At 65.8% G+C, this 23,214-nt stretch carries 24 protein-coding genes; 11 read left to right on the forward strand and 13 right to left on the reverse strand.

Annotated features, from left to right (window positions below):
• Positions 1-55: 55 nt before the first annotated feature.
• The 12 genes from AC3WUT_RS29405 to AC3WUT_RS29460 all read right to left on the reverse strand — a co-directional run bounded on the left by AC3WUT_RS29405 (position 56) and on the right by AC3WUT_RS29460 (position 10,006).
• Positions 56-574 (reverse strand): c-type cytochrome, encoded by a 519-nt coding sequence (locus AC3WUT_RS29405; RefSeq protein ID WP_492350620.1) that lies wholly within the window; start codon positions 572-574, stop codon positions 56-58.
• On the reverse strand, positions 555-1,046 hold the full coding sequence (locus tag AC3WUT_RS29410) for a c-type cytochrome (protein WP_492350621.1): 492 nt from the start codon (positions 1,044-1,046) through the stop codon (positions 555-557). Before AC3WUT_RS29410 ends, AC3WUT_RS29405 begins: the two co-directional genes overlap by 20 nt.
• The gene (locus AC3WUT_RS29415) at positions 1,047-1,595 is read right to left on the reverse strand and encodes a methylamine dehydrogenase light chain (protein ID WP_492350622.1); all 549 of its coding nucleotides are present in this window, start codon (positions 1,593-1,595) and stop codon (positions 1,047-1,049) included.
• The gene (mauD, locus tag AC3WUT_RS29420) at positions 1,592-2,197 is read right to left on the reverse strand and encodes a methylamine dehydrogenase accessory protein MauD (protein ID WP_492350643.1); all 606 of its coding nucleotides are present in this window, start codon (positions 2,195-2,197) and stop codon (positions 1,592-1,594) included. Before mauD ends, AC3WUT_RS29415 begins: the two co-directional genes overlap by 4 nt.
• On the reverse strand, positions 2,193-2,774 hold the full coding sequence (locus AC3WUT_RS29425) for a MauE/DoxX family redox-associated membrane protein (protein WP_492350623.1): 582 nt from the start codon (positions 2,772-2,774) through the stop codon (positions 2,193-2,195). Before AC3WUT_RS29425 ends, mauD begins: the two co-directional genes overlap by 5 nt.
• Entirely contained in the window at positions 2,774-3,940 is a 1,167-nt protein-coding gene (locus AC3WUT_RS29430) for an amine dehydrogenase large subunit (RefSeq protein ID WP_492350624.1), read from the reverse strand. Before AC3WUT_RS29430 ends, AC3WUT_RS29425 begins: the two co-directional genes overlap by 1 nt.
• Before the next feature lie 159 nt (positions 3,941-4,099).
• Entirely contained in the window at positions 4,100-5,104 is a 1,005-nt protein-coding gene (gene blaCAR / locus AC3WUT_RS29435) for a CAR family subclass B3 metallo-beta-lactamase (protein ID WP_492350625.1), read from the reverse strand.
• 144 nt (positions 5,105-5,248) lie between these two features.
• Positions 5,249-6,796 (reverse strand): phospholipase D-like domain-containing protein, encoded by a 1,548-nt coding sequence (locus tag AC3WUT_RS29440; RefSeq protein WP_492350626.1) that lies wholly within the window; start codon positions 6,794-6,796, stop codon positions 5,249-5,251.
• Between the two features lie 129 nt (positions 6,797-6,925).
• Positions 6,926-7,471, reverse strand: a complete 546-nt coding sequence (locus tag AC3WUT_RS29445; RefSeq protein WP_492350627.1) for a VOC family protein — start codon at positions 7,469-7,471, stop codon at positions 6,926-6,928.
• A gap of 34 nt (positions 7,472-7,505) precedes the next feature.
• Entirely contained in the window at positions 7,506-8,087 is a 582-nt protein-coding gene (locus tag AC3WUT_RS29450; protein ID WP_492350628.1) for an amino acid synthesis family protein, read from the reverse strand.
• A gap of 10 nt (positions 8,088-8,097) precedes the next feature.
• A complete protein-coding gene (locus tag AC3WUT_RS29455; protein WP_492350629.1) occupies positions 8,098-9,060 on the reverse strand; it encodes a tripartite tricarboxylate transporter substrate binding protein in 963 nt (320 codons plus the stop codon).
• Positions 9,061-9,142: 82 nt separating this feature from the next.
• Positions 9,143-10,006, reverse strand: coding sequence for a fumarylacetoacetate hydrolase family protein (locus tag AC3WUT_RS29460; RefSeq protein ID WP_492350630.1), 864 nt, complete (start codon positions 10,004-10,006; stop codon positions 9,143-9,145).
• Positions 10,007-10,174: 168 nt separating this feature from the next.
• On the opposite strand from AC3WUT_RS29460, the gene AC3WUT_RS29465 reads away from it, so the two are divergent.
• Complete coding sequence (locus AC3WUT_RS29465; protein WP_492350631.1) at positions 10,175-10,876, forward strand: GntR family transcriptional regulator; 702 nt, start codon at positions 10,175-10,177, stop codon at positions 10,874-10,876.
• A gap of 215 nt (positions 10,877-11,091) precedes the next feature.
• Entirely contained in the window at positions 11,092-11,991 is a 900-nt protein-coding gene (gene hpaD / locus AC3WUT_RS29470; protein ID WP_492350632.1) for a 3,4-dihydroxyphenylacetate 2,3-dioxygenase, read from the forward strand.
• Here hpaD and AC3WUT_RS29475 read toward each other — a convergent pair.
• Positions 11,915-12,868: a LysR family transcriptional regulator gene (locus AC3WUT_RS29475; RefSeq protein ID WP_492350633.1), complete on the reverse strand. Its 954-nt coding sequence runs from the start codon at positions 12,866-12,868 to the stop codon at positions 11,915-11,917. The two genes, hpaD and AC3WUT_RS29475, sit on opposite strands and share 77 nt — an antisense overlap.
• 138 nt (positions 12,869-13,006) lie before the next feature.
• On the opposite strand from AC3WUT_RS29475, the gene hpaH reads away from it, so the two are divergent.
• The 9 genes from hpaH (at position 13,007) to AC3WUT_RS29520 (ending at position 23,043) form a co-directional block, all read left to right on the forward strand.
• A complete protein-coding gene (gene hpaH, locus AC3WUT_RS29480; protein WP_492350634.1) occupies positions 13,007-13,813 on the forward strand; it encodes a 2-oxo-hept-4-ene-1,7-dioate hydratase in 807 nt (268 codons plus the stop codon).
• Positions 13,810-14,613 (forward strand): 4-hydroxy-2-oxoheptanedioate aldolase, encoded by an 804-nt coding sequence (gene hpaI, locus AC3WUT_RS29485; RefSeq protein ID WP_492350635.1) that lies wholly within the window; start codon positions 13,810-13,812, stop codon positions 14,611-14,613. The genes hpaH and hpaI overlap by 4 nt, the downstream gene beginning before the upstream one ends.
• Entirely contained in the window at positions 14,603-16,012 is a 1,410-nt protein-coding gene (locus AC3WUT_RS29490; RefSeq protein WP_492350636.1) for an FAD-binding oxidoreductase, read from the forward strand. Before hpaI ends, AC3WUT_RS29490 begins: the two co-directional genes overlap by 11 nt.
• Positions 16,013-16,062: 50 nt before the next feature.
• Positions 16,063-17,538, forward strand: coding sequence for an aldehyde dehydrogenase (locus tag AC3WUT_RS29495; protein ID WP_492350637.1), 1,476 nt, complete (start codon positions 16,063-16,065; stop codon positions 17,536-17,538).
• Positions 17,539-17,603: 65 nt separating this feature from the next.
• Positions 17,604-18,533, forward strand: coding sequence for a DODA-type extradiol aromatic ring-opening family dioxygenase (locus AC3WUT_RS29500; RefSeq protein ID WP_492350638.1), 930 nt, complete (start codon positions 17,604-17,606; stop codon positions 18,531-18,533).
• A 35-nt stretch (positions 18,534-18,568) separates the two neighbouring features.
• Complete coding sequence (locus AC3WUT_RS29505; protein WP_492350639.1) at positions 18,569-19,522, forward strand: fumarylacetoacetate hydrolase family protein; 954 nt, start codon at positions 18,569-18,571, stop codon at positions 19,520-19,522.
• A 48-nt stretch (positions 19,523-19,570) separates the two neighbouring features.
• Positions 19,571-20,554: a Bug family tripartite tricarboxylate transporter substrate binding protein gene (locus AC3WUT_RS29510; protein WP_492350640.1), complete on the forward strand. Its 984-nt coding sequence runs from the start codon at positions 19,571-19,573 to the stop codon at positions 20,552-20,554.
• Positions 20,547-21,593 carry a 2-dehydropantoate 2-reductase gene (locus tag AC3WUT_RS29515; RefSeq protein WP_492350641.1) on the forward strand — a complete coding sequence of 349 codons (1,047 nt, stop codon included), beginning with the start codon at positions 20,547-20,549 and terminating at the stop codon, positions 21,591-21,593. The genes AC3WUT_RS29510 and AC3WUT_RS29515 overlap by 8 nt, the downstream gene beginning before the upstream one ends.
• A complete protein-coding gene (locus tag AC3WUT_RS29520) occupies positions 21,586-23,043 on the forward strand; it encodes an aldehyde dehydrogenase family protein (RefSeq protein ID WP_492350642.1) in 1,458 nt (485 codons plus the stop codon). Before AC3WUT_RS29515 ends, AC3WUT_RS29520 begins: the two co-directional genes overlap by 8 nt.
• Positions 23,044-23,214 lie beyond the last annotated feature (171 nt).

A 23,214-nucleotide genomic window follows, 5' to 3' on the forward strand; every position in this document is an offset into this window, starting at 1 on the left:
CGGCAGCGTTGAGAGGTGTTGTCGAGGCTTCTGGCCTGGGCCACGTGCATGAACACTACCTCGCGGCACTGTCTGAGGAGTCCATCCCATACCCCATCCTTCGCAACGCCTCCACCACACCAGCCCTTTCACGCGCCACGTCGCTGGGCCGGTGGCTGCGCAGTTGGCGCACTTCGGCTTCGGAGTAGGGTGGGGTGTCGGGGGGCAGGCTGTCGCCGGCCCATTGGCCCAGCATCCAGTTCATCAGCTCGGCCACCTGGCGGTCGTTGAGAGGGGTGTTCATCACGCCCGGCACTTGCACGATCAGGGCGCGGCCCTCGGGCAGGCGCAGAAAATGCCCCAGCACCCCTTTCATGTTGGGGATGCCGCGATGCGGCATGCCGCTGCCGTCGTCCAGGTGGCAGCCCATGCAGTGCAGCCGGTAGTTGAGTGCCGGGCTGCCTGCTGATAGAGGCTGTGCGGCCGGGGCGGGCACGGTGGCCAGCAAGGTTGCGGCACCCAGCAGCAGGGCCCCCAGCCCACGGACGCTGCGTTGGGCTGGGCTTGTGGGCCGCTCAGGGGGCCAGAGCCGCATCACGTTGCGCTCTCAAGGCCTTGGGGGTCACTGTGCTGGCACGGGCCTGGGCCAGGTCAGCCGCCGTGAAGGCCGGTACGGTTGTGTGGCCTGCCAGGTCGCGCATCACATGGGTCAGCGCTGCGGCCATTTCTTCGTCAGACAACTGGGTCTGGGCTGGCATCACGCTGTTGTAGGTCTGCCCTTCCGACACGATGCGACCTTGCAGGCCATGGGTGAGCACCAGCGCCAGGTATTGGCGCATGGCGGGCTGCCCGGCCCGGGCCGCCACCGCGCCGACCAGTGACGGGGCCAGGCCCGGCGCGCCCACGGCCCCGGCCTGATGGCAGGCCACGCAGACCTGCTGAAAGACAGCCTGCCCGTCGGCGGCCTGGGCCCCCGTCATCAGGGTGCCGGCCAGCAGGGCCGCAGCGAGTGGCCCATGAAGCCCATGGAACCTATCAAACCCACGAAGGTGGGGCAAGCAGCGCATTCAGTCCTCCTTCTCGGCCACGCCGACGATGATCGAGGTGGTGCAGTGAAAGGCCGAGCTGTCGTTGGCCATGCACCAGTTGATGTCGTTGTGCAGGCCCATGCGGTAGCCTGGGCGTTCACCGATGTTGGTGTTGCACATGCAGCGCCCGCAAGCCCCCCGGCCGCAGCAATCGTTGTAGCTGATCAGGTAGTCTTTGCCGTCGGCCGGGTTGTGACAGGTGCCTACCCAGGCCACCTTGCTGGGCGTGGTGCCCGGCGGGCAGCTGGTGGCGCTGCCACCGCAGCATGAGCACAGAAAGCCGTCTACCCCGCAGTAGCGCCAGTAGTCGCAGTCGGTTTCGGTGGGGGGGCCTTTGCGCTTGCTGGCGGCGTTGTGTTCGGCCGCCAGGGCCTGGCTGCTGCGATCAAAGGGCAGCACGGGCAGGGTGAATGCGCTGGCCACCAGCACTTTGCTGACGCGCACCAAGGCACTGCGCCTGGAGGTGTGGCTGGCCAGTTGGCGGCTGCGCCGCTCTGCCAGGCGATCAAACCAGTCGAGCAGGTTCATGTGGCCTCCTTGTGCACCAGTTTCTGGTCAATGAAATCCTGCACCGACGCCACCTTGAGGTCGCTGGCGGTGAACAGGCTGTCGAGTTGTTCGCGGCTGTTGACCAGGCCTTTGGCGCGCAACACGCCCTGGCCGTCGATCAACACCGCGTAGGGCAGCTTGGCGATGCGCAGGGTCATGCCGAGTTCGTGCGACAGCACGTAGGGGAAGTGACCCAGGCCCGCCTTCTGGCGGAACACCTCGTGTTCGGGTTGCTCGCCATCCGAAGCCAGCACCACGCGCAGCCAGGGCGCCTCGTCGCGGCGGATGCGCTCGACGATGGGCAGCAGCTTTTTGCACACCGGGCAGGTGGGCGACAGGAAGAACAGCAGGGTGCTGTGCGTTGCGGGGGCCCCCAGCTCAAGGGTGCCGCCGCCCAGTTGGGGCAGGCTGAGCCGAGGCGCGGGCGAACCCACGGCCGGGCCCGAGTCCATCATCAGGGCGCCCATGGGCGCGATGCGTTCGTACAGAATGCCCACCTGCCGCGACAGGGCCAGCACCACCACCACCAGGGCGATCACGGCGCACCAGGCGAGCACGTTGGAGATGATCAGGGTTTCAATCATGGTTGTTCCTCAATTCGGAAAGACGGGGTTGGTTGCTCAGCAGTTGGTTGGTGACGGCATACAGGCCGGTGGCGAACAGGGCAGCCGCACAGGCAGCCAGGCCGTCGGGCCAGCCCACTGCGCGGGGGGCCAGTGGCGCCAGCGCGGCCAGGCCCAGCCCGAGCAGGGCGGCGTTGCGCCACAGCAGCGCGGCCGACAGCCGCAGGCCGGTGTGGGCGCCCTGGCCTGCTCCGCCGCAGCCACAGTCGATGTCGCGCCCGCTGCGCAAGGCCAGGGCCACCGCGCTGCTGGCCACGGCCAACACGCCCAAGGCCAGTGCCGCCCCCAGGGGCCGGGTAGAGACCGGCAGCAACAGCAGGCCGGCGGCCGCTTCGCTCAGGGCCAACGCATGCGCCACCGGGCTGACCAGGGCCGGGGGCAGCAGGCCATAGGCCTCGGTGACCATCGCGAAGGCGGACAGATCACGCAGCTTGCCCAAGGCGCCAAACAGCAACACCAGGGCCAGGCTGGCCGCGGCGGCGTGCGACAGCACCGGATCGAGCCAGGGCAGGGTAGCGTTGAGGGGGGCGAACATCACTGCACCTCCAGGTAGACCGGGGTTTCGCCCAGTGCATCGAGGCGCCCCAGCGTGGTGCTGCGCTGGGTGCTGGTGCTGCGCGGGTCAAGTGCCAGCAGGTGGTTGCCCGCACCATCGAGCACAAACAGCCGGGGTGTGGCCGCTGGGCTGAAGACCATGGACACCGCGTTGTGCCCGGGCCAGCGCGCCACGCGCGCCTGCCGTTCCAGATCGAACACCCAGATCTGCTGCGCCGGGTTCTTGTGCGAGCCATCTGACGCCTTGGCATGCATGCCCACGAACAGGCGCTGGCGTTCGGGGTCGATGGCAAAAAGTTGCATGCCGCCAGGGCGCCAGCGGGCTTTTTGCTCGGCCGGACTCAGCAGCGACCATGCCGGCAGCGCCTGCACACCCTCGGGCTGCAGCTGCAGGCGGTGCACTTGCCCACCATAGGTCACGAAGTACAAGGTGTTGCCTACGCGCTCGTAATGGATGAACACCGGGTCGGCGTCGGCATCAAAAAAGGCCACCGGGGCGCTGCGCGGGCGAGCCTGGCCGGCCTCGTCGAGCTCGATGGTGGCCAAGGTGCCATCGCCGCACACGGTGGAGAAGCGGTTGGGCTGCGCAGGCCAGGGGATCACGCCCCAGCAGCCTGGTGTGGGCACCTCGGAGGCCAGCTTGCGCCCCTGCAGATCGACCACACTCACGCTGCTGGCCGGGGTGGCGTTCTGCACCAGCAGCCAACGGCCATCGGCGCTGGGGGCCAGGGTGGCGCGGATGTTCATGGCCTGGGCATGCTTGGGCGGGATCTCGATCTCGTGCCGGAAGGTCAGATCGTCGGTGCCGTAGACCTCCACCACATCGCTGCGCTGGCCTCGGTACAGGCGCGGGTAGTAGGTACTGGCCACATACAGCTCGCGGCGGTCGGGTGACAGAGCCACCTGGCCGGCAAAGCCGGTACTCATGACGCTGAGGTAGCGCATGCGCTGGCCATCGATCACGTGCAGCCGGCCGTCGGCAATATGGCTCAGGGCCAGGTCAGCCAGGTAGACGCGGTGGGTGGCGTCGGGGTCAAGCTTGGCGAGGGTCTGCCGTTCGTTCGGCAGATCCGTCGCCAGGGCGCCTGCTGCCAGGCAGGCGAGCAGGCAGCCCGCACCCAGGCGGGCCAGACGGGAAGGTTTCATGTGCAGACCGGTCCTTTCTTCAGGGCCTCAGACCAAAGGGCTGGGGCAGGCTCAGAAGATAGGTCGGGAGGGCTGCGGGGGGTTATCCGGTTTTGGCAAGACTGGGGTGGTGACGTGCCGTTGGCGGTATGGGGCGCGCCACGTGCTCAGAGCCCTCAGTTATCGCGACTCTTTTTTTCGCTCAGCTTCCAGGCGCAACTCGGCACCTTGGCGCAGGGTGGCCAGTTGATTGGTGAAACCAACGGGATCCACCAAGGGATGCGGATCCCCAGGGCGCCGGGTCTTGAGTTTCTCCTTGGCCTCGGTGAGCCCGGTGCTGAAGGGGTGGGTGGTGAGGTGCACGGTGATCGGGGTGGTTTTGTCATGGACCAGCCCGTCGATCCGGTCGACACTGGCGATGTACGACTCGACCTGCCTGGCGCTGTCGATGGCATTGAGGCCCAGGCCACCGATCACGAAAGCGTGGTAGGTCTGGCTGCCGTCCTTCACGTCGAGGCTGTACGAGGCGGTGCCATGGGTGTGGCCCGGGGTTTCGTAGACCTTGATCCGGGTGTCGCCCAAGGTCACCGTGTCGCCATCCTTGACCACCAGATCGGGCGCCGGCAGCATCTGCCAGGGCCGGGGCGTCTTCTGCGAGGCCTGTGAATCGGCGATCGCCTCGTCCCAGCCGGTCTGGGTCATGACGAACCGGGCCTGGGTCAGGGGCTTGAGCTTGTAGGCCCCCCCGACGTGATCAAAGTGGCCATGGGTCATCAGCACATAGCGGAGGTCGCTGGGTTTGACGCCCACCTTGGCCATGTTCTCGATCAGCTGATCCACGAAGGGCTCGTGCAAGGTGTCGATCAGGATGTAGCCCTCGCTGGTCTTGACCAGCCAGGCCGAGACCCAGCAGACCCCCACGTAGTAGACGTTGTCGAAGGCCTGGTAGGGCTCGATATATTGAGCCTGGCGATCGTTGAGCCAGCGGCCCAGATCCGGCGGCATCTTGCCGGTGCGGCCGAACTCTTCGAAGCGCGACAGGATCTGGGGCGAGGGGCAACCTTGCAGGGGCGCGGTCTGAGCTTGCGCGGCCTGAAGGAGGCCGGCGCCCATGGCCAGGCTCAGCAGGGTGCGGCTGCCCCAGTGCTGGATCAGGGTGCGGATGGAATGGGTGGGTGAGTTCATGCGAGGGGCCTGGTCACAGCGTGGCGGCAAAGTTCATGAAGAAGCTGAAGCGTTGGATTTTGCAGAGTTGCGAGGGTTCGACTCTCAATGAAATCTGGATGATTGATCAGAAAAACTTCCGAATTGAAGCGGGCCCGCGGAGGGCTACAACAGGTCTTCGGACACCAGCATCCACATGAGCCGGAGTTTCAGCCGCTGCCACCATCCGTTGCCAGGTTCGGCAATGCTGCGGTCCTCCCGGCTGCCACTGCGCGAGACCCAGACCAAGCCTTCACCATCGGCGCTCAGCTCGACTTCGTAGTCGACATTGCGATCGGTGTCGAAGACGGACAGCATGCGCTGTGCGATCTGCGGGCTGTGCACGACCACGCCGATCTCGGTGTTGATGTGTTCTGAGCGCGGGTCCAGGTTCATTGAGCCCACCAGCACCGTGTCCGTGTCGATGTAGGCCATCTTGGCGTGCAGGCGCCCGGCAGTGGCACCCAACAGGCGGCCGATCCGGCTGTCGCTTTTCAACCTTTCCGAGGCCACCTCGAACAGCCGCACACCAGCCTTCAACAGTTCGACGCGGTACTGGCTGTAGCCCACGTTCACCAGCGGCTCGTCGCTGGCCGCCAGCGAGTTGGTCACCACCTTGACCTCTACCCCCCGTGCGCGGGCCGCCTTCAAGCTGGCCACACCGCGCTCGCCCGGGATGAAGTAGGGCGAGAACAGCGTCAGTTGGCGGCGGGCGTTGCCCATCTCCTGCATGAAGCGCTGCTTCACTGTCGGGCCCGCTTCATCGGCGGTCTGTGCCTTGGCCGGCGGGTCGGCCCAGGCCTGTGCCTCACCTTCGACGAGCGCAAATCGACGCGTGCTGAGTTCAAGCGCCAGGGGTGGGTCGCCGTACATGTCGGAACGCGTCAGAAGCTGGGGCTGTGCGTCCCCCGAGGTCAGGCGATCGAAGGCGGCCTGGCGTTCAGCGCTTGTCAGTGGATCCCGCATGATCTGACGCAGCGGGTAGACGGTGCTGCTGTTCCAGTACACATCGAACCAGGTGCTGAGCTGGGGCACCACGCTGCCCACCAGCAGCATGTCGAAGTCGATGAAGTTGGCTTCGGCATGGCGGAAGAAGTATTCGTCGGCCAGGTTGCGGCCGCCCACCACGGCCACAGCGCCGTCAGCCACCAGCAGCTTGTTGTGCATGCGGTGGTTCAGCCGATCGAAGTCGCTCAGAAGCCCGACGGTCCGCAGCAAGGAGGACGAGCGTCCGGTGGTGAAGGGATTGAACAGCTGGACTTCAACCTGTGGCGTGGCCGCCAGGCCGAGCAGCAGCTCATCGACGTCGCGCGTGTAGAAGTCATCGACCAGCAGCCGCACCCGAACGCCGCGTCGTGCGGCATCGCGCAGCGCCCGCAAGAGGCTGCGGCCAACGCTGTCGTTGCCGATCTGATAAGACTGGACATCGATCGAGACCGTCGCGTTCCGGATCAGCGCAAACCGCGCATCCAGGGCCACGTCGGCTTCGGGCATGGCGCGCAAACCCGAACGACCCGGCGCAATGCCCGCATCCCGAGCCACGGCCGCCAAGGGCGAATCGGCTGCAGCGACCAGGGTCTGTGCCGGCGCCCGGCTTGTCCGATGGGGCAGGCTGGTGCAGGCGGTGATCAGCAGCAGGCTGCACAGCAGGGCCAGACGGGGCCATGAGCTCATGGGCATGCTGCGGAGGGGGTGAGGCTGCTGCATGGGGTTCAGTTCACAGGCTGGTGGCAGATGAGTATCTCGCGTTTCCTTTCAAAGCGGGGCTGGCGTTTTCTCCAGCCTGCGGCTTCGTACCTCCGTTCAGGCGCCGTGCTGCCGGCTGGCAAATCGGGCCTGCCACTGCTTGACCGGCATGAAGGTGGGATCAGCCCGCACGATGCGCTCGGTCTCTGCCCAGATGCTCTCATCACTGGCATCCAGGTCCAGGGGGTCGCCGTGGGGCTGGGCCACATACCAAGGCGTGTCGAGGTAGACCTCCACCGTGTTGTCCTCCACATCCCCGAAGTAGATGGACAAGGCATTGCCGTGGTTCAGGTTGCGCAGCCGGGTCGCGCCATGGCCCAGCGCGCGTCGGCGCGCCTCGCGCAACTCCTCCAGCGTCTGTACCTTGAAAGACAGCTGCATCACCGTGCTGGGCGATCCAGCCGGGCGGTTCTGGGCCAGTGCGAGCTGGTGGTGCTGCTCGGGCCGGCTGCTCAGAAAGGCCAGCAGAAAGGGGAAGGTATGGCCCGGCCCCCTGTCGGTCACTTGCAGACTGAACACGGCCGTGTAGAAGTCCACCATGCGGTCGAGGTCGAAGCACGACACGCCAAAGTGGGACAGGTTGGGGGCATAGGTGGCGCTCATGGTGGCGGTCTCCGGGGGGCAGGCAAAGGGGGGCTCAGCGCTGGCCGTCGTGCACCGAGACCTGCTCCTTGGTCAGGCCGCCCAGTCGGGCGTGCACCCGGCCGCCAGTGCCCATGACCAGGGCGAACAGGATCTCGTCGGGGCGCGGGGCGTCCTGGATGCCCACCTCCATGCTGTTGAAGTGGCTGCGCACGTAGGCCGCATGGATGTAGTGCAAGGGAACCATCAGCCGGTAGCCCGTGGCGGCCACGGCCTTGGCGGCCGGTACGATGGCCTTGGGTTCGCCCAGCACGGCGCGCATCGCCCAGCCGCCGGCTTCATGCCAGACGGCGCCGTGCTCCATTTCGCCGTTCACGCCCACGATGGCGGCCTTGCTGTAGACCTCGATCTTGTCCTTGCCACCCAGCGTGTCCACCAGCTCCTGGGCCAGCAGCGTGCCGAGCTGGCGCAGCTCGGCCATGAACGGCAGCAGGTCAGGCTCGTAGCGCCCGGCGTAGGGGTTGCGGATCACGGCGCAGGCGGCTGCCAGCTTCAAGGGCGTGTCGGCCACCGGCCCCCCTTCGTGGTACGTGGTTTCGAGGGTCAGGCTGCGTTTGCGGATTTGAATCAGGGACATGGTGTGACTTTCATTGTTTGGGGATGTTGGCTTCGGCCACCAGCTGCGTCCAGCGCTGGAGTTCGCCGACCAACAGGGTTTTCATTTCCTCGGGGCTGCTGGCGCGGGCCTCACCGCCCATATCGGCCAGCCGTGCCCTCAGGGGGGCTTGTTGCAGGGCCTGGCGCACCTCGGTGTTCAGGCGCTCGATCAGTGGGCGCGGGGTGCCGGCAGGGGCCATCAGGCCGGCCCATGAGCTGACCTCGTAGGCCGCGACGCCCTGTTCAGCCACGGTCGGCAGCTCGGGCATCAGGGTCCAGCGCTGGGCGCTTGTGACGGCCAGCGCGCGCAGCTTGCCGGCTTTCAGGTGCGACATCACCGCGGTGGGCGGCGCGATCGCCAGCGGGATCTCACCGGCCAGCACCGCGGTGATGGAGGCTGCATCGCCCCGGTAGGGCACGTGCTGCATCTCCACCTTCGCGGTGCGGGCCAGCAACTCGCCCGCCAGGTGGTGGGTCGAGCCCACGCCCGCCGTGCCGTAAGACACGCTGCCAGGCCGGGCCTGCGCATCGGTCAGCAGGTTGCTCAAACTGCGGTATTTGGAATCCGCCGGCACCACCAGCAGGAAGGGAAAGAAGGTGATCGTGGAGATCATCTCGAAATCCGCCACCGATCGGTAGGCCAGCTTCTGGTAGAGCGCGCCCGCGACGGCGTGCCCGCCGGTGGCCAGCAGCAAGGTGTAGCCGTCTGGCTTGGCACGCGCCACCGTGGCCGCGGCGATGTTGCCGCCCGCGCCAGCCTGGGCCTCTACCACCAGGGGCTGGTTCAGGCCTTTGCCCATCTCCGCCCCCATCAGGCGGGCGATGGTGTCGGCATTGCCGCCCGGGGCGAAGCCCTGGTAGATCTTGACGGGGCGCTCGGGGTAGCCCTGCGCCCAGACCGAAGGCAGGGCCGTGGCCAGGGCCGCCCAACTCATGAAGCGTCTGCGTTGCATGCGAGCTGTCTCCTTGTTTTCTTTTTTTGAGCGGGGCCACCGGGTGCTTCTGGGGCGGCCCGCTTCCGGCTTGCCGCGGGGATCAGGCCTGGGCCACGATGGGGTTGCGCAGAATGCCGATGCCTTCGATCTCGACCTCGCACACATCCCCAGCCTTCATGAAGCGCTGCGGCTTGCGGCTCCAGCCCACACCGGCGGGGGTGCCGGTGGCGATCACATCGCCCGGGCTCAACGTGAAGATGGTCGAGGCGTAGTGGATGAGCTTGGGGATGTTGAAGATCATGTGCCCGGTGTGGCTGGACTGCAGTACCTCGCCGTTCAGACGCACCTCCAGCTTCAGCGGCCGGTTGGGTTCGATCTCGTCGGCCGTCACCATCCAAGGGCCGAAGCCGCCAGTCGATTCGAAGTTCTTGCCCGAGGCGATCTGCTTGGCATGGAACTGCCACTCGCGGATGCTGCCGTCGTTGTAGCAGGCGTAACCGGCCACATGTTCGAAGGCCTGGCTCTCGGGGATGTCGCGGCCACCCTGGCCGATGATCACGGCCAGTTCACCTTCCCAGTCCAGCGTCTCGGAGACGCGGGGCAGCACGATGGGGCCGTTGTGCGGGGTTTGCGAGCGCCACACGCGCAAGAAGATCGGCGGCTCTTCCGAGAGCTCGCGCTGCATGCCGGCGGCCAGCACCTCCTGGTGGTGGTCCATGTAGTTGCGCACGGCGCAGATGATTTTTTCAGGCTTGGGGATCACGGGCAGCAGTTGCACCGCGTCGTAGGCGGCCACGGGCGCACCTGCGCTGGCCAAAAGGGCATCGCGTTCGGCAAAGCGCGGGCTGCCCACGAATTCGGCCAGGGTGGCCACGCCGCTGGGGCCAGCCAGGTCGATGACCTGGCCATCGACCACAGCGCCCCAGGATTCGCGACCGGCGTGTTGGTAAGAGATCAACTTCATTCAAGGCTCCTTGGTGGTGAGTCCGGCACCCCGATGGGTTCCGGTTGTTTGTGCATGGTGATTATTTTTATGCATAAAAACTAAAATTAAGCATGGTAGAAACCATTACGCATGAAACATAAAAATATGGCTAACGTATGATCTGGTCCAGACATCCGGCCCTTCACCATGGACAGCACCGACACCATCACCGACCTGCCTTTGGCAGAACGCGCTTACCGCAGCCTGCGTCAGGCCATCGTGCGTTGTGAATTCGAGCCCGGCCAGCGCCTGCGCGTGGATGAACTGAGCCGGCGCTACGACGTCAGCAGCAGCCCGGTGCGCGAAGCCCTCAGTCGGCTGTCGGAGCAGGGCCTGGTGCGTGCATTCGACAATCGCGGTTTTCGTGTGGCGCCGCTCAGCGCTGAGGGGATTGCCGACCTGACGCGTGTTCGCCTGTTGGTCGAATGCGAGGCCCTGCGCGAGTCCATGGACCGGGGTGACGATGCCTGGGAGGCCGACATCGTGGCCGCGGCGCACTCGCTGGGCAGGGTTGAACAGCGCATGGGCGCGGGTCCGCTGGCGTTGGACAACGATTGGTCGGACCGGCACCGTGCTTTTCATCTGGCGCTGTATGCGGGCTGTCGTTCGCCGCTGCTTGGCCAGATGGTGATCGAGTTGTTCGATGCCGCCGAGCGCTACCGTCGCTTTTCAGCCCTGCATCGTGTGGTGGACCGCCACAAGCACGCCGAACACCAGCAGCTCATGGCGTCGGTCCTGGCGCGCGACATCGACACCGCGCTGGACCTGTTCCGCAAGCACATCCTGGGGACCGAGCGCCTGGTCACGCAGGCGCTTGGGGCCATGGAACTCGCATCCGCGGGCGCTTAGGCCCCGGGCACCGTCTCACGCGCTCGCTCGGGCGCGTTCATCCCTATGCGGGATCTGCTCGCCTGGCTTTGATGCAGGCCAATCTTTTGCGCTTGATTTGTCAGCGAATTCTGAGCAATCGCCCAGTTTTGATCGCTTGTTGAGACCGGCCCTGCGCGCCCAAACTGCGCAGGCAACAACGCATCCACAACGCATCAACCACCAGGAGATTGAACATGAGCCAGCTTGTCTACGCCGCCAAGGTCACCCACATTCCCCGGATGATCCTGTCCGAGCAACCGGGGCCGCTGCATGGCTGCCGCAGCGACGCCACCGAGGGGCTGCTGTCGGTGGGCCAGCAGATCATGGAGGCCGGGGCCGACACGGTGGTGATCCTGGACACCCATTGGTTGAGCAATGCGGCCTACCACGTCAACGGTGCCGCCCGCTTTGAGGGGGTGTTCACCAGCAGCGAGTTCCCGACCCAGCTCAGCGAGCTGCCCTATGCCTACGAGGGCCAACCGGAGCTGGCCTTTGCCATGGCGCAGGCGGCCAGCGCGGCCGGCGTGAAGACAATCGCGCATCAAAAATCCCACCTGGGCCTGGAGTACGGCACGCTGGTGCCGCTGCACTTCATGCAACTGGACCCGAAAATTCGCGTGATCTCGGTCTCTGGCTGGTGCGCGTTCTCCACCATCGATGAAAGCCGCCGTGTGGGCGCGGCATTCCGCGATGCCATAGAGCGTTCGGGCAATCGGGTGGCCATGATTGCCAGCGGGTCCCTGTCGCACCGCATCCATGACAACCACGAGGTGCTGGATCGCCCCTATGAGATCAGCGACGAGTTCAATCGCCAGTGCGACCTGCGGGCCTTGGAGTTGTGGCAAACCGGTCGGTGGGCCGAGTTCACCGCCATGTTGCCCAGCTATGCCAAGGCCTGTACTGGTGAAGGCTGGATGCACGACACCGCCATGCTGTTGGGTGCACTGGGCTGGGACCATTACCGGTCGCCGATGAGTTTGGTGACCCCTTATTTCGTGGCCTCGGGCACGGGGCAGGTCATCGCACGCTTGCCTGTGGAGCCCTGGCGCCCCGCTTCTGCAATTGAGCCTGCCACTGCTGAAGCCACGGTGTGAGAAATTCGTGGAAGGCCTCGGCTGCAGGAGGGGCCGCGCGGACGGTGGAGCGGTAGAGGCAGACCTGCCGGATCACCTCCGGCTCCTTGACGCGTCGCATCACCAGGCCCAGTGGCCGGGCCACGACGGCAATGTAGGCGGGCGCCAAGGTGGCGGCCAGGCCCTGGGCCGCGATCCCCAGGGCGGTCGAGATGTTGTCCACCACATCCACGGGCAGGATTCTTGAGCCCTCGGGTGCATTGAGGTGCATCTGGGCAACGCTGCGCTCGTGGTCGCGTCCTGCGGCCACGATGTGGGCGTTGCGCAGGTCCACCCAACTGAGCGATCTTTGCTCGGCCAGCGGGTGTTTCGGCGCGCACCACAGCACCCAGGGGCTGTCGAAGACCGGCACCGATTCCACGTGCTCGATGCCACTGCGGTCCGGCCCCACGGCCAGGTCAAGGTCACCGCTGACCACCTTGTCGACCAACTCATCCACCGGTGTGTCGCGAATGCGGATCACCACCTTGGGTCGGGTTTCACAGAAGGCCTTGATGGCCGCGGGTAGCACGGCGCTGGCCAGCACCATGGGCGCGCCGATGCGCACCACGCCCGAAGCCCGGTTGCGCACGTCAGAAGCCGTCGACTCGGCCATCTGAAGGTGCCTGAGCACGGTGCGCGCTGGGCCCAGGAAATCGCGGCCCGCACTGGACAGATCGACCCGGCGTGTGCTGCGGTCAAACACGCGGAACCCGAGCGTGGACTCCAGTTCGGCAATCAATTGGCTGACGGCAGATGAGGACAGGCCCATCAGCTCACTGGCACCGGCAAAGCTGCGGGCATCGGCCACGCTCACAAAGGCTTCGAACTGTCTGATCGTGAAACGGGTCAAGGGCATGGGGCATTTTGTATCCGTTTTGTCGCTGGCGGATTGACCATTTTTACTTACGAATCGCTCAGTATTTGTCGTTTGTTCGCGGCAGATCCGAACGGGATACTCGCGCCCTGCTTTCATCTCTTGATCAGGTCAGCCAACGTGAACCTCAGCCCCGAACTCCATGCAACGCTAGCTGCGCAGCTGCACGATGCCCAGCGCACGCGCATCCAGCTAGAACAGTTTTCACGCCTCCATCCGACCCTGGACATCGAGGACAGCTACGCCATCCAGAGTGCCTGGATGAAGCTGTGCCTGGCCCAGGGTCGGCAGGTGATCGGGCACAAGATCGGCCTGACCTCACGGGCGATGCAGATCTCCTCGCAGATCACCGAGCCGGACTACGGCACCTTGCTCGACGACATGCTGATCCCCGACGGATCGGAGATCCGCACCGAGCGCTTTATCTTGCCCCGGCTGGAGGTCGAGTTCGCCTTCATTCTCGCCAAACCCCTGCAGGGCCCCGGCGTGACGATCTTCGACGTGCTCAATGCCACTGACTACGTGGTGCCCGCCCTGGAGCTGATCGATGCCCGCATCGAGCAGTTCGACCGCCATACCAAGGCACCCCGCAAGGTGCTGGACACGATCGCCGACAACGCGGCCAACGGCGGCATCATCCTGGGCGGACGCCCCATGCGCCCCCATGAGGTCGATTGGCGCTGGGCCGGTGCCCTGCTGTTCAAGAACGGGGTCATCGAAGAATCCGGCCTGGGCGCGGCCGTCCTCAACCACCCGGCCAACGGGGTGGCCTGGCTGGCCAACAAGCTGGCGCCCCATGGCCAATCCCTGGCTGCGGGCGAGATCGTGCTGGGCGGCTCGTTCACCCGCCCCGTGGCCTGCGCCGCAGGCGATGTGTTCCATGCCGACTACGGCACCCTGGGTTCCATTTCGGTGAGGTTCACATGAGTCAGACCCCTCGCAACACCTTCAAGGATGCCCTGCAGGCAGGGCGTCAACTGGCCGGGCTCTGGCTCGGTCTGGCAGATCCCTACGCCACCGAGCTGTGTGCCGGCCTGGGTTACGACTGGATGCTGATCGATGGCGAGCATGGCCCCAACGATCTGCGCTCCATGCTGGGGGCCTTGCAGGCTGCCGCTCCGTACGAAACCGAAGCCGTGGTGCGCATTCCGCACGGGGACCCGGCCTTGATCAAGCAGGTGCTGGAGATCGGTGCCCGCACGCTGTTGATCCCCATGGTCGAGTCGGCGCAAGCCGCTCGCGGACTGGTCCAGGCCATGCGCTACCCGCCGCAGGGGATCCGGGGCGTGGGCAGCGGCCTGGCGCGCTCTTCGCGCTGGAGCCGCTACCCGAACTATCTGCACGAAGCCAATGAGCGGGTGTGCCTGCTGGTCCAGGTTGAAACTGCCGAGGCCCTGGGTGAACTCGATGCCATCGCCCAGGTCGAGGGCGTTGACGGGGTGTTCATCGGTCCGGCCGATCTGTCGGCCTCGATGGGCCTGCTGGGCCAGCCGGCGCATCCCACCGTCAAGGCCGCGATCGAGCAGGCCATCCGAACCATCCGTTCGCATGGCAAGGCGGCGGGCATCCTGTGCACCGACGAGGCCCTGGCCCGGCACTACGCCCAGGTCGGCGCCCAGTTCGTCGCCATCGGTGTGGACACGACGCTGCTGTCCCAGGCCGCACGCGCCTTGTTGCAACGTTACCGCGACGAAGCCAGCCCCACGGAGACGCGTCATGGCTACTGAGATGCACCAGAGTTTGCGCGCGGTGTTTGCGGGCCGTCTGCTCACAGCGCCGGCAGAGATGGCCCCCTTTCTGACCGACTGGCGTGGCAAGTGGACCGGGGCGGCGTGGGCCGTGGTGCAACCCGACACCCCTGAGGATGTGGCGAGCGTGATGCGCTGGTGTTGCGAAAGACGCGTTCCCGTGGTGCCCCAGGGCGGCAACACCGGCCTCTCGGGGGGATCGACGCCCGATGTGTCGGGTCGCTCTGTTGTGCTCTCGCTGGCCCGCTTGCAGCGGATCCGTGACATTGACGTCAGCAACAACACCATCACGGTGGATGCCGGGCTGACCCTGCTCGCCTTGCAGGAAGCCGCCAAGGCGGCAGGGCGGCTGTTTCCCCTCAGCCTGGCGGCCGAAGGCAGCTGCACCATCGGAGGCAACCTGGCCAGCAATGCCGGCGGTGTTCAGGTGCTGCGCTACGGCAATGCCCGCGAGCTGTGCCTGGGCCTGGAAGTGGTGACCGCGGAAGGTGAGCTCTGGAACGGCCTGCGTGGCCTGCGCAAGGACAACACCGGCTACGACCTGCGGGATCTGTACATCGGCAGCGAAGGCACCTTGGGCATCATCACCGGGGCCACTTTGAAGCTGTTCCCCCAGCCTGCCAGTCAGGTGGTCACCTGCGTGGCGGTCGCCACACCGGCGCAAGCCGTCGATCTGCTGGCGCTGGCCCAGTCCCGCCTGGGGGCCGGCCTGACCGCCTTCGAGCTGATGAGTGATGCCTGCCTGCAGCTGGTCGAGAAGCATGTGCCTGGCACCCGCTTCCCCTTGGGCGAACGCAGTCCCTGGTATGTGCTGCTGGAGCTGTCGAGTGAGCAGGGCGGTGCCGAGGCCACGGCCCATCTTGAGGCCCTGCTCGAATCGGCTTTTGAACAAGACCTGATCGCCGATGCCGCGCTGTCGTCCAACCTCTCGCAGTTCGAGGCCCTGTGGGCCCTGCGCGAGAACATCTCGGAGGCCCAGGGCGCCGAGGGCAAGACGATCAAGCACGACATTTCTCTGCCGGCTTCCCGGATCGCCGAATTCATCGAGACCACCAGTGCGGCCATCCTGGCCAGCAGCCCCCTGGTTCGGATGGTGGTGTTTGGTCATCTCGGTGATGGCAACCTGCACTACAACCTCTCGCCTGTGGCGGGGGCCTCCGCCCCCGATTTCGGGGCGCTGGAGTCTTCCATGAACCAACGGGTTCATGACGCTGTGGCAGCCCGAGGCGGATCGATCTCTGCCGAACACGGCCTGGGCGTGCTGCGCCGGGATGAATCCGCCCGCTACAAGTCCGCCGTCGAGCTTCAGTTGATGCGCCGCGTCAAGGCGGCACTGGACCCCCTGGGTTTGATGAATCCCGGCAAGTTGCTGGCCTGAAATCCACGCGCACCCAAGCGCTTCGCGAAAACACCCTCTTGGAGAACATCATGAGCCATCCTTCACTGGACGTTGCAGGCATTCGGGTGTCACCCGACCATTACATCAATGGCCTGCGTGTGGCTTCCAGCCAAACCTTTGAACTGCACAGCCCCATTGACCAGCGCTTGCTGGGACACGTGTCCGAGGGCTTGCCTGAGCATGTGGAGCAAGCCATCGTGGCCGCGCAGAACGCGTTTCCGGCCTGGGCGGCCCTGGGTGCGGCGGGGCGCAAGCCTTATCTCGACCGCTTTGCCGAAGAGATCGGCAAGCGCGCCGACGAGCTGTGCCAGCTGGAAAGCAACGATGCCGGCGTCTTGCTCTCGCGCATGCGCCATGGCGTGGTGCCACGCGCCATGCTCAACATCCGGTGGTTCGCCGAGCATGCGCTCGAACTGCAGAACCGCACTCTGGAGACGGAGCAGGCCAGCCATCGGGTGCGCCACGATCCGGCGGGCGTGGTGGCCATCATCACGCCCTGGAACGCACCCCTGATGCTGTCGACCTGGAAGCTCGGGCCGGCCCTGGCGTCGGGCAACACCTGTGTGCTCAAGCCGCCAGAGTGGGCGCCTCTGACTTGCTCGCTGCTGGCCGATGCGGCCCACGCGGCCGGCCTGCCGCCTGGCGTGTTCAACCTGGTGCAAGGCAGTGGCGCCAACACCGGTGCCCGCCTGGTCAGCGACCCGCGGCTGGCGCGCATTTCCTTCACGGGCTCGGTGCCCACGGCCAAGTGGATCGCCCAGGCCGCCGGGGCCAACCTGGTGCCCTGCAGCCTGGAGCTGGGCGGCAAAAGCCCCTTCATCGTGCTGGAAGATGCCGACATCGACAGCGCCGCCGCCACGGGCGCGCTCATGTACCGCAATGCCGGGCAGGTCTGTCTGGCCGGCACGCGCTTCCTGGTGCATCAGCGTGTCGCGGACCGCTACGTCGAGGCCCTGCGCGGCTATGTCGAAAAGCTCAACATCGGCGACCCGCGTGAAGAGGCCACCGAGGTGGGCCCCTTGATCCATCCGCGTCAACTGGACCGGGTGTCGACCTTTGTGGACCGCGCCGTGGCCCAAGGCGCACGCCTGTTGTGGGGCGGTGCGCGGCACGACTTCGGTGCCCAGTACTACCAGCCCACCATGCTGACCGACCTGCGCCAAAGCGATGAGATCGTGCAGAACGAGGTGTTTGGCCCGGTGCTGACCCTGCAGACCTTCGAGACCGACGAGCAGGCCATAGCGATGGCCAACGGAACCGACTATGGCCTGGGCGGCGTCTGCTATGGCGAACAGGCCCACGCGATCGATGTGGCCGAGCAGGTGCGCACCGGCTTCATCTGGGTCAACAGCTTCGGCATCCGTGATCTGGCAGCGCCGTTCGGGGGCATCAAGCGCTCGGGCGTGGGGCGCGAAGGGGGCGACTGGAGCTTCGAGTTCTTCTGCGATGTCAAGGACGTGGTCGTCCCCAAAAAACCCTTCAAGGCCAGCTTCAGCCATCGCTGATCGGCGCCGCACTTCGACCTGAATTCCACCCCGACTTCCACCCGACAACCTCAAAGGTATTTTCCATGGGCCAAATTCTGGGCGCAGCCCTTGTTTCCCACCACCCCGGCTTGATGCAGTGTGAAGAGTTTCGCGTGCTGCAAGGTGCCGGCGCCGATTCGGACCTGATCCCCGGCTACGCTCGCCTGCGCGAGCGCATCCGCAGCGTCAAGCCCGATGCGGTCTTGATCTTCGATTCGCATTGGTTCACCACCGGCTATCACTTGCTGGATGGGGGTGACCATTTCAAGGGCACCTACATCTCCGACGAAATGCCCTGGTACCTGCACGGCGTTCCTTACGACTACCGTGGCTGCCCAGAGCTGGCCGTGCAGATCGAGGTCGTCTCGCGTGAGCGCAAGGGCTATGTGCGCAACGTGCAGCATCCGGAACTCGGCAAGCAATATGCCACGCTGAACCTCGTCAAGCACCTGCAACTGGAGCTGACCCAGACCCCGGTGCTGACGGTCAGCTCGTGCCAGAACTGCGAATGGCCGCAGTTCCTGCAATCGGGTGAAGACATTGGCGAGGCGATCCGCCGCAGCGACCTGCGCGTGGTGCTGCTGGCCTCGGGCGCGCTGAGCCACAAGTTCAATGGCATCGACTGGCGACCCAATCACCCCAGGATCTTCCACGAAAGCAATGTCTCGCGCCCCGAGAACATTGAAAGCGACAAGGCGGCCATCGAACTGATGCGCGAGGGTCGCCATGACGAAATCGTGGCCCGCTGGGATGAGGACTACCGCCGCAGGCCCTGGGAGGCCTTCGGCGCGCATTACCTGCAGATGCTGGGGGCCATGGGCGGTGCTTCCTGCCAGGCCAAGGGCGAGCCCTTGTCCGCGTACGAGAACGCACGCGGCACCGGAAACATCCACATCTGGTTCAACACCCAGCCGCAACCTGGGTCCGCTGCCCTCAATGAGTTTGCACCTGCCGGTGCCGCCAGCGTGGCCTGAGCCTCAAGCCCATCACCTAGAGACGGAGACATTCCATGGATTTCGAATTTCCAATCGACCAATTGCCCGCCGTGATGCAAGGCCCCAGGGTTGAGCGTCGGCGTGTATTGCTGGGCGGCAGCGCCTTCTGGGGCACCGTGGTCGAGGAGGGCGCTGACGCAGGCCGCCTGCGCCTGGACGACGGGCGCTTGCTGGACACCGAGGGCTTGAACTACCTCCCCCCGGTGCAGCCGAGCAAGATCATTGCGGTGCACATCTCCTACAGCTCGCGCAGCTACGAGACGCGCCAGAAGCCCAAGCCCACCGAATCGCCGACCTACTTCACCAAGCCTCCGACCTCGCTCAACGGGCATGGGGGCCAGATTCTCAAGCCGGCGGATTGCCAGTACCTGAATTACGAAGGCGAGTACGCCGTGGTGATCGGCAAGACCTGCCGCAACGTCACGCCCGATGAGGCCTGGGACTACATCGAAGGTTTCTGCCCGGCCCTCGACATGGGCTTGCAGAACTTCCGCGATACCGACCAGGGCTCGATGTTGCGCGTCAAGGGCGCTGACACGCTCTTGCCCATCGGCCCGGGGATTGTCCGCGGTGTGGACCTGTTCCAGCAGACCCTGCGCACCTACGTCAACGGCCTGGTTGTGCAAGAGGCGCACATCGGTGACGAGACCATCTGGGGCCCTCACTACGTGATTGCCGACCTGGCCCGCCACATCACCTTGGTGGCGGGGGACGTGATCCTGATGGGCACGCCCTGCCATTCGCGTTCGGTGGACCCGGGCGACTTCGTCGAGTGTGAGATCACCGGTCTGGGCCGCGTCAGCGGCACGGTGGTGGAGATCGCCGCCCCTCGCGCGAGTGCCCTGGGTGTGGGCCATCAGCCCACCGACACCCCCGAAGTCCGGCGCGTGGCGCTGGGCTTTGACGAGCGTGTTCCCGAACGCTTCAAGCAGAACCTCAGTGACGCCAGAAAGGCCAAACAGTCCTGATCACGCCCGGCTCAAGCCCCTCACCCAACTCAAATGGAGACTCCAACAATGCAAAACCGTCGTCAAATCCTCTCTCAGATCGCCTGTGGCATGGCGGCCGCGGCGCTGCCTTTCGGCGCCAGGGCTGATGCCCTGGACAGTGCCAAGATCCTTGCGGGCTTTGCCCCGGGCGGCACCATCGACACCGAGGCCCGCCGCGTGGCCAACCGCTTGACCGGTGCTTACGCCAAGGCCGTCTTTGTCGATAACCGCCCCGGTGCGGGCGGGCAGATCGCCATCTCGGCCTTGAAGGCGGCGGCCCCGGATGGCAGCACCCTGCTGGCCACACCGATGTCCATGCTGGGCATCTACCCGCATACCTACAAAAAGCTGCCGTACGACCCGATCGCCGATCTGACGCCCGTGTCCATGGGGGTCTATGTCGACATGGGCCTGGCCGTAGGCCCGCTGGTGCCTGCGTCGGTCACCAACATCCCTGAGTTTCTGGCCTGGTGCAAGGCCAATCCGGACCTGGCCAACTTCGGCTCGCCGGCACCGGGCTCGGTGCCCCACTTCGTGGGCGTGCTGATCGGCCGGGCGGGCAACGTCGACCTGCGGCACGTGGGCTTCAGGGGCACCCAGCCCGCCATCATGGACCTCGTGGGCGGTCAGATCGCGGCGGTGTCGGCGCCGGTGGGCGAGTTCCTGCCGCACCTGCCTGGCGGCAAGCTCCGCATCCTGGCCACCAGTGGTGCGGCCAGAAGCAAGTTCGTCCCTCAGGTGCCGACGCTGGCCGAGCAGGGCTTCAAGTCGCTGGTCTATGGTGAGTGGCATGGCTTCTTCCTGCCGGGCAAGGCCAGCGCTGCGGTGGTCAAGAACGCCAATGCGGCCATCCGCCAGGCCTTGGCCGCCAAAGACGTGATCGACGGCTTTGCGGCCATGGGCCTGGAGACACGTTCCTCCACGCCGGAAGAGTTGGCCGCCGCTTTGAAGGCCGACCTGGAACGCTGGGGACCGATTGTGAAATCGATCGGGTTCAGTGCCGATGCCTGAGTTGTCCGCGTTGACGGGGGGCCGCCTTGAAGCTCCCCAGGAGCACAAGGTGTGCATCGTGGGCGCCGGTGCCATCGGCAGCCTGATCGGGGCGCGCCTGGCGGCGACCGGCTGCGTGTCGGTGTCGGCCCTGGCGCGCGGCGCCACGCTGCAGGCCTTGCGCGAGCACGGCTGGCGCCTTCAGGGCGAAGACGGCACGGTGATCCGCGCCCCGGTCCAGGCCAGCGACCGGGCCCAGGACCTGGGCCCGCAGGATGTGGTGATCATCGCGGTCAAGGGCCCCGCACTGAAAGACATCGCTGCCACGCTGCAGCCGCTGTTGGGGCCCGACACCCTGATCCTGCCGGCCATGAACGGCGTGCCCTGGTGGTTCTGCCAGGGTTGGCCTGGCTTTGAAGCCGGGCTGCCCAGTGTCGACCCGGGGGGTGTCATCGCCCACAACCTGCCCTTCTCAAAAGTTTTGGGCTGCGTGGTCCATGCAAGCAGTGCGGTGTTGGAACCTGGCCTGGTCAAGCACATCAAGGGTCATGAGCTGATCATTGGCGAACCTGGTGGTGGGGCCCCAGATCCGGCCTCAGATCGGGCCGCCGCCCTGGCCCAGTTGCTGCAACACGCCGGCTTTGAGGCCCGCGTGAGTGACAACGTGCGCCGGGACATCTGGTTCAAGCTCTGGGGCAATCTGACCATGAACCCGCTCTCAGCCATCACCGGCGCCACGGTGGACCGGATCCTGGCAGACCCGCTGCTGCGCAGCTTCTGCTCGGCGGCCATGGATGAGGTGGCTGGTGTGGGGGCCCGGATCGGTTGCGAGATTGATCAAAGCCCAGAGGACCGGCATGCGCTGACGGCCCGCCTCGGGGCTTTCAAGACCTCCATGCTGCAAGACGTCGAATCCGGCAAGCCCTTGGAGCTGGATGCCATCGTCGCGGCCGTGCGTGACATGGCCCAAGTGCTGGGGGTTCAGACCCCCCATGTCGATGCCCTGTTTGGCATCGCCCGCCTTTTTGCCCGGACCAAGGGCCTGTATCCCCATGAGTGACCCCATCAAACCCAATTACATCGCCGGCGAGTGGCTGACCGGCCAGGATGCCGCGCCCAATGTGAATCCTTCGGATACCCGGGATGTCATCGGCCTGTATGCCCGTGCCAGCCAGGACCAGGCCCGTACGGCGATTGCCGCCGCCCACGCGGCCCAGCCTTTGTGGGCCGCGCAGACCCCCATGCAGCGCTCAGAGGCGCTCGACCGCATCGGCAGTGAGTTGCTGGCGCGCCGGGCTGAGCTGGCCGACCTGCTGGCGCGTGAAGAAGGCAAGGCCTTGCCGGACGCCTCGGGCGAGGTGCTGCGCGCAGCCCATATCTTCAAGTTCTTCGCGGGCGAAGCCTTGCGGATAGGGGGTGAGCTGATCGGTTCTACACGCCCCAACATGAGCGTGGAGATCTGCCGCGAACCTGTGGGCGTGGTGACCGTCATCACGCCCTGGAACTTTCCGTTGGCCATTCCGGCCTGGAAGATCGCGCCGGCCCTGGCCTATGGCAACGCCGTGGTGTTCAAGCCCGCTGAATTGGTGCCGGGCTGCGCCTGGGCACTGACCGAGATCATTACCCGCGCGGGCCTGCCACCGGGCACCTTCAACCTGGTCATGGGCAAAGGCCGTGAGTTGGGCGAGGTCTTGCTGGAGGATCCGAGGGTGCAGGCCATCACCTTCACCGGCTCGGAGGCCACTGGCCGCAAGGTGGCGCTCAGCGCGGTGGGGCGCCCCGGCCCCATGGCCAAATTCCAGCTTGAAATGGGCGGCAAGAACCCCTTGGTGGTGCTGGACGACGCCGACGTCGATCAGGCCATCGCCTGTGCCATCAACGGTGCCTTTTATTCAACCGGCCAGCGGTGCACGGCCTCTTCGCGCCTGATTGTCACCGACGCGGTGCATGACCAGTTCGTGGCCGGCCTGACCCAGGCCATGCAAGGCCTGGTGGTGGGGGATGCCCGGGCGCCAGACACCGTCATCGGGCCCGTGGTCGATGCCTCGCAGCTTGAGCAGGATCTGCGCTACATCGATCTGGGCCTGCGCGAAGGCGCCACGCTGGCCTTTGGTGGCCAGGCACGTCAGGACTGGAATGGTCAGCCCGGCTTCTACCTGCAACCAGCCCTGTTCACCAACACCACGCCTTCAATGACCCTCAACCGCGAGGAGATTTTTGGCCCGGTCGCGAGCGTCATCCGTGTCAAGGACGCTGATGAAGCCTTGCGGGTGGCCAACGACACGCCCTTTGGCCTGTCGGCCGGTGTGGTGACCCAGTCCTTGAAACAGGCTGCACGCTTCAAGCGCGAGCTGCAGGCCGGCATGGTGATGGTCAATGCGCCCACCGCCGGTGTCGATCCGCACGTGCCTTTCGGAGGCCGCAAGGGGTCCAGCCATGGGCCGCGTGAGCAAGGGCGTTATGCCGCCGAGTTCTTCACCACAGTGAAGACCACCTACGTCAATCCCTGACCCACTGGTGCCGTGCCCTGGGACCTGATGCAGGCCCAGGGCATTTCCATTTCTGGGCTGCAGCCTCTGCAGCCCCCATCTGATCCATGAGCGACAACATGAAGATTCTCGTCCCCGTCAAACGCGTGGTGGACTACAACGTGAAGGTCCGGGTGAAGTCGGACAACACGG

The organism is Curvibacter sp. EU05-FHT14A10, assembly GCF_058791075.1.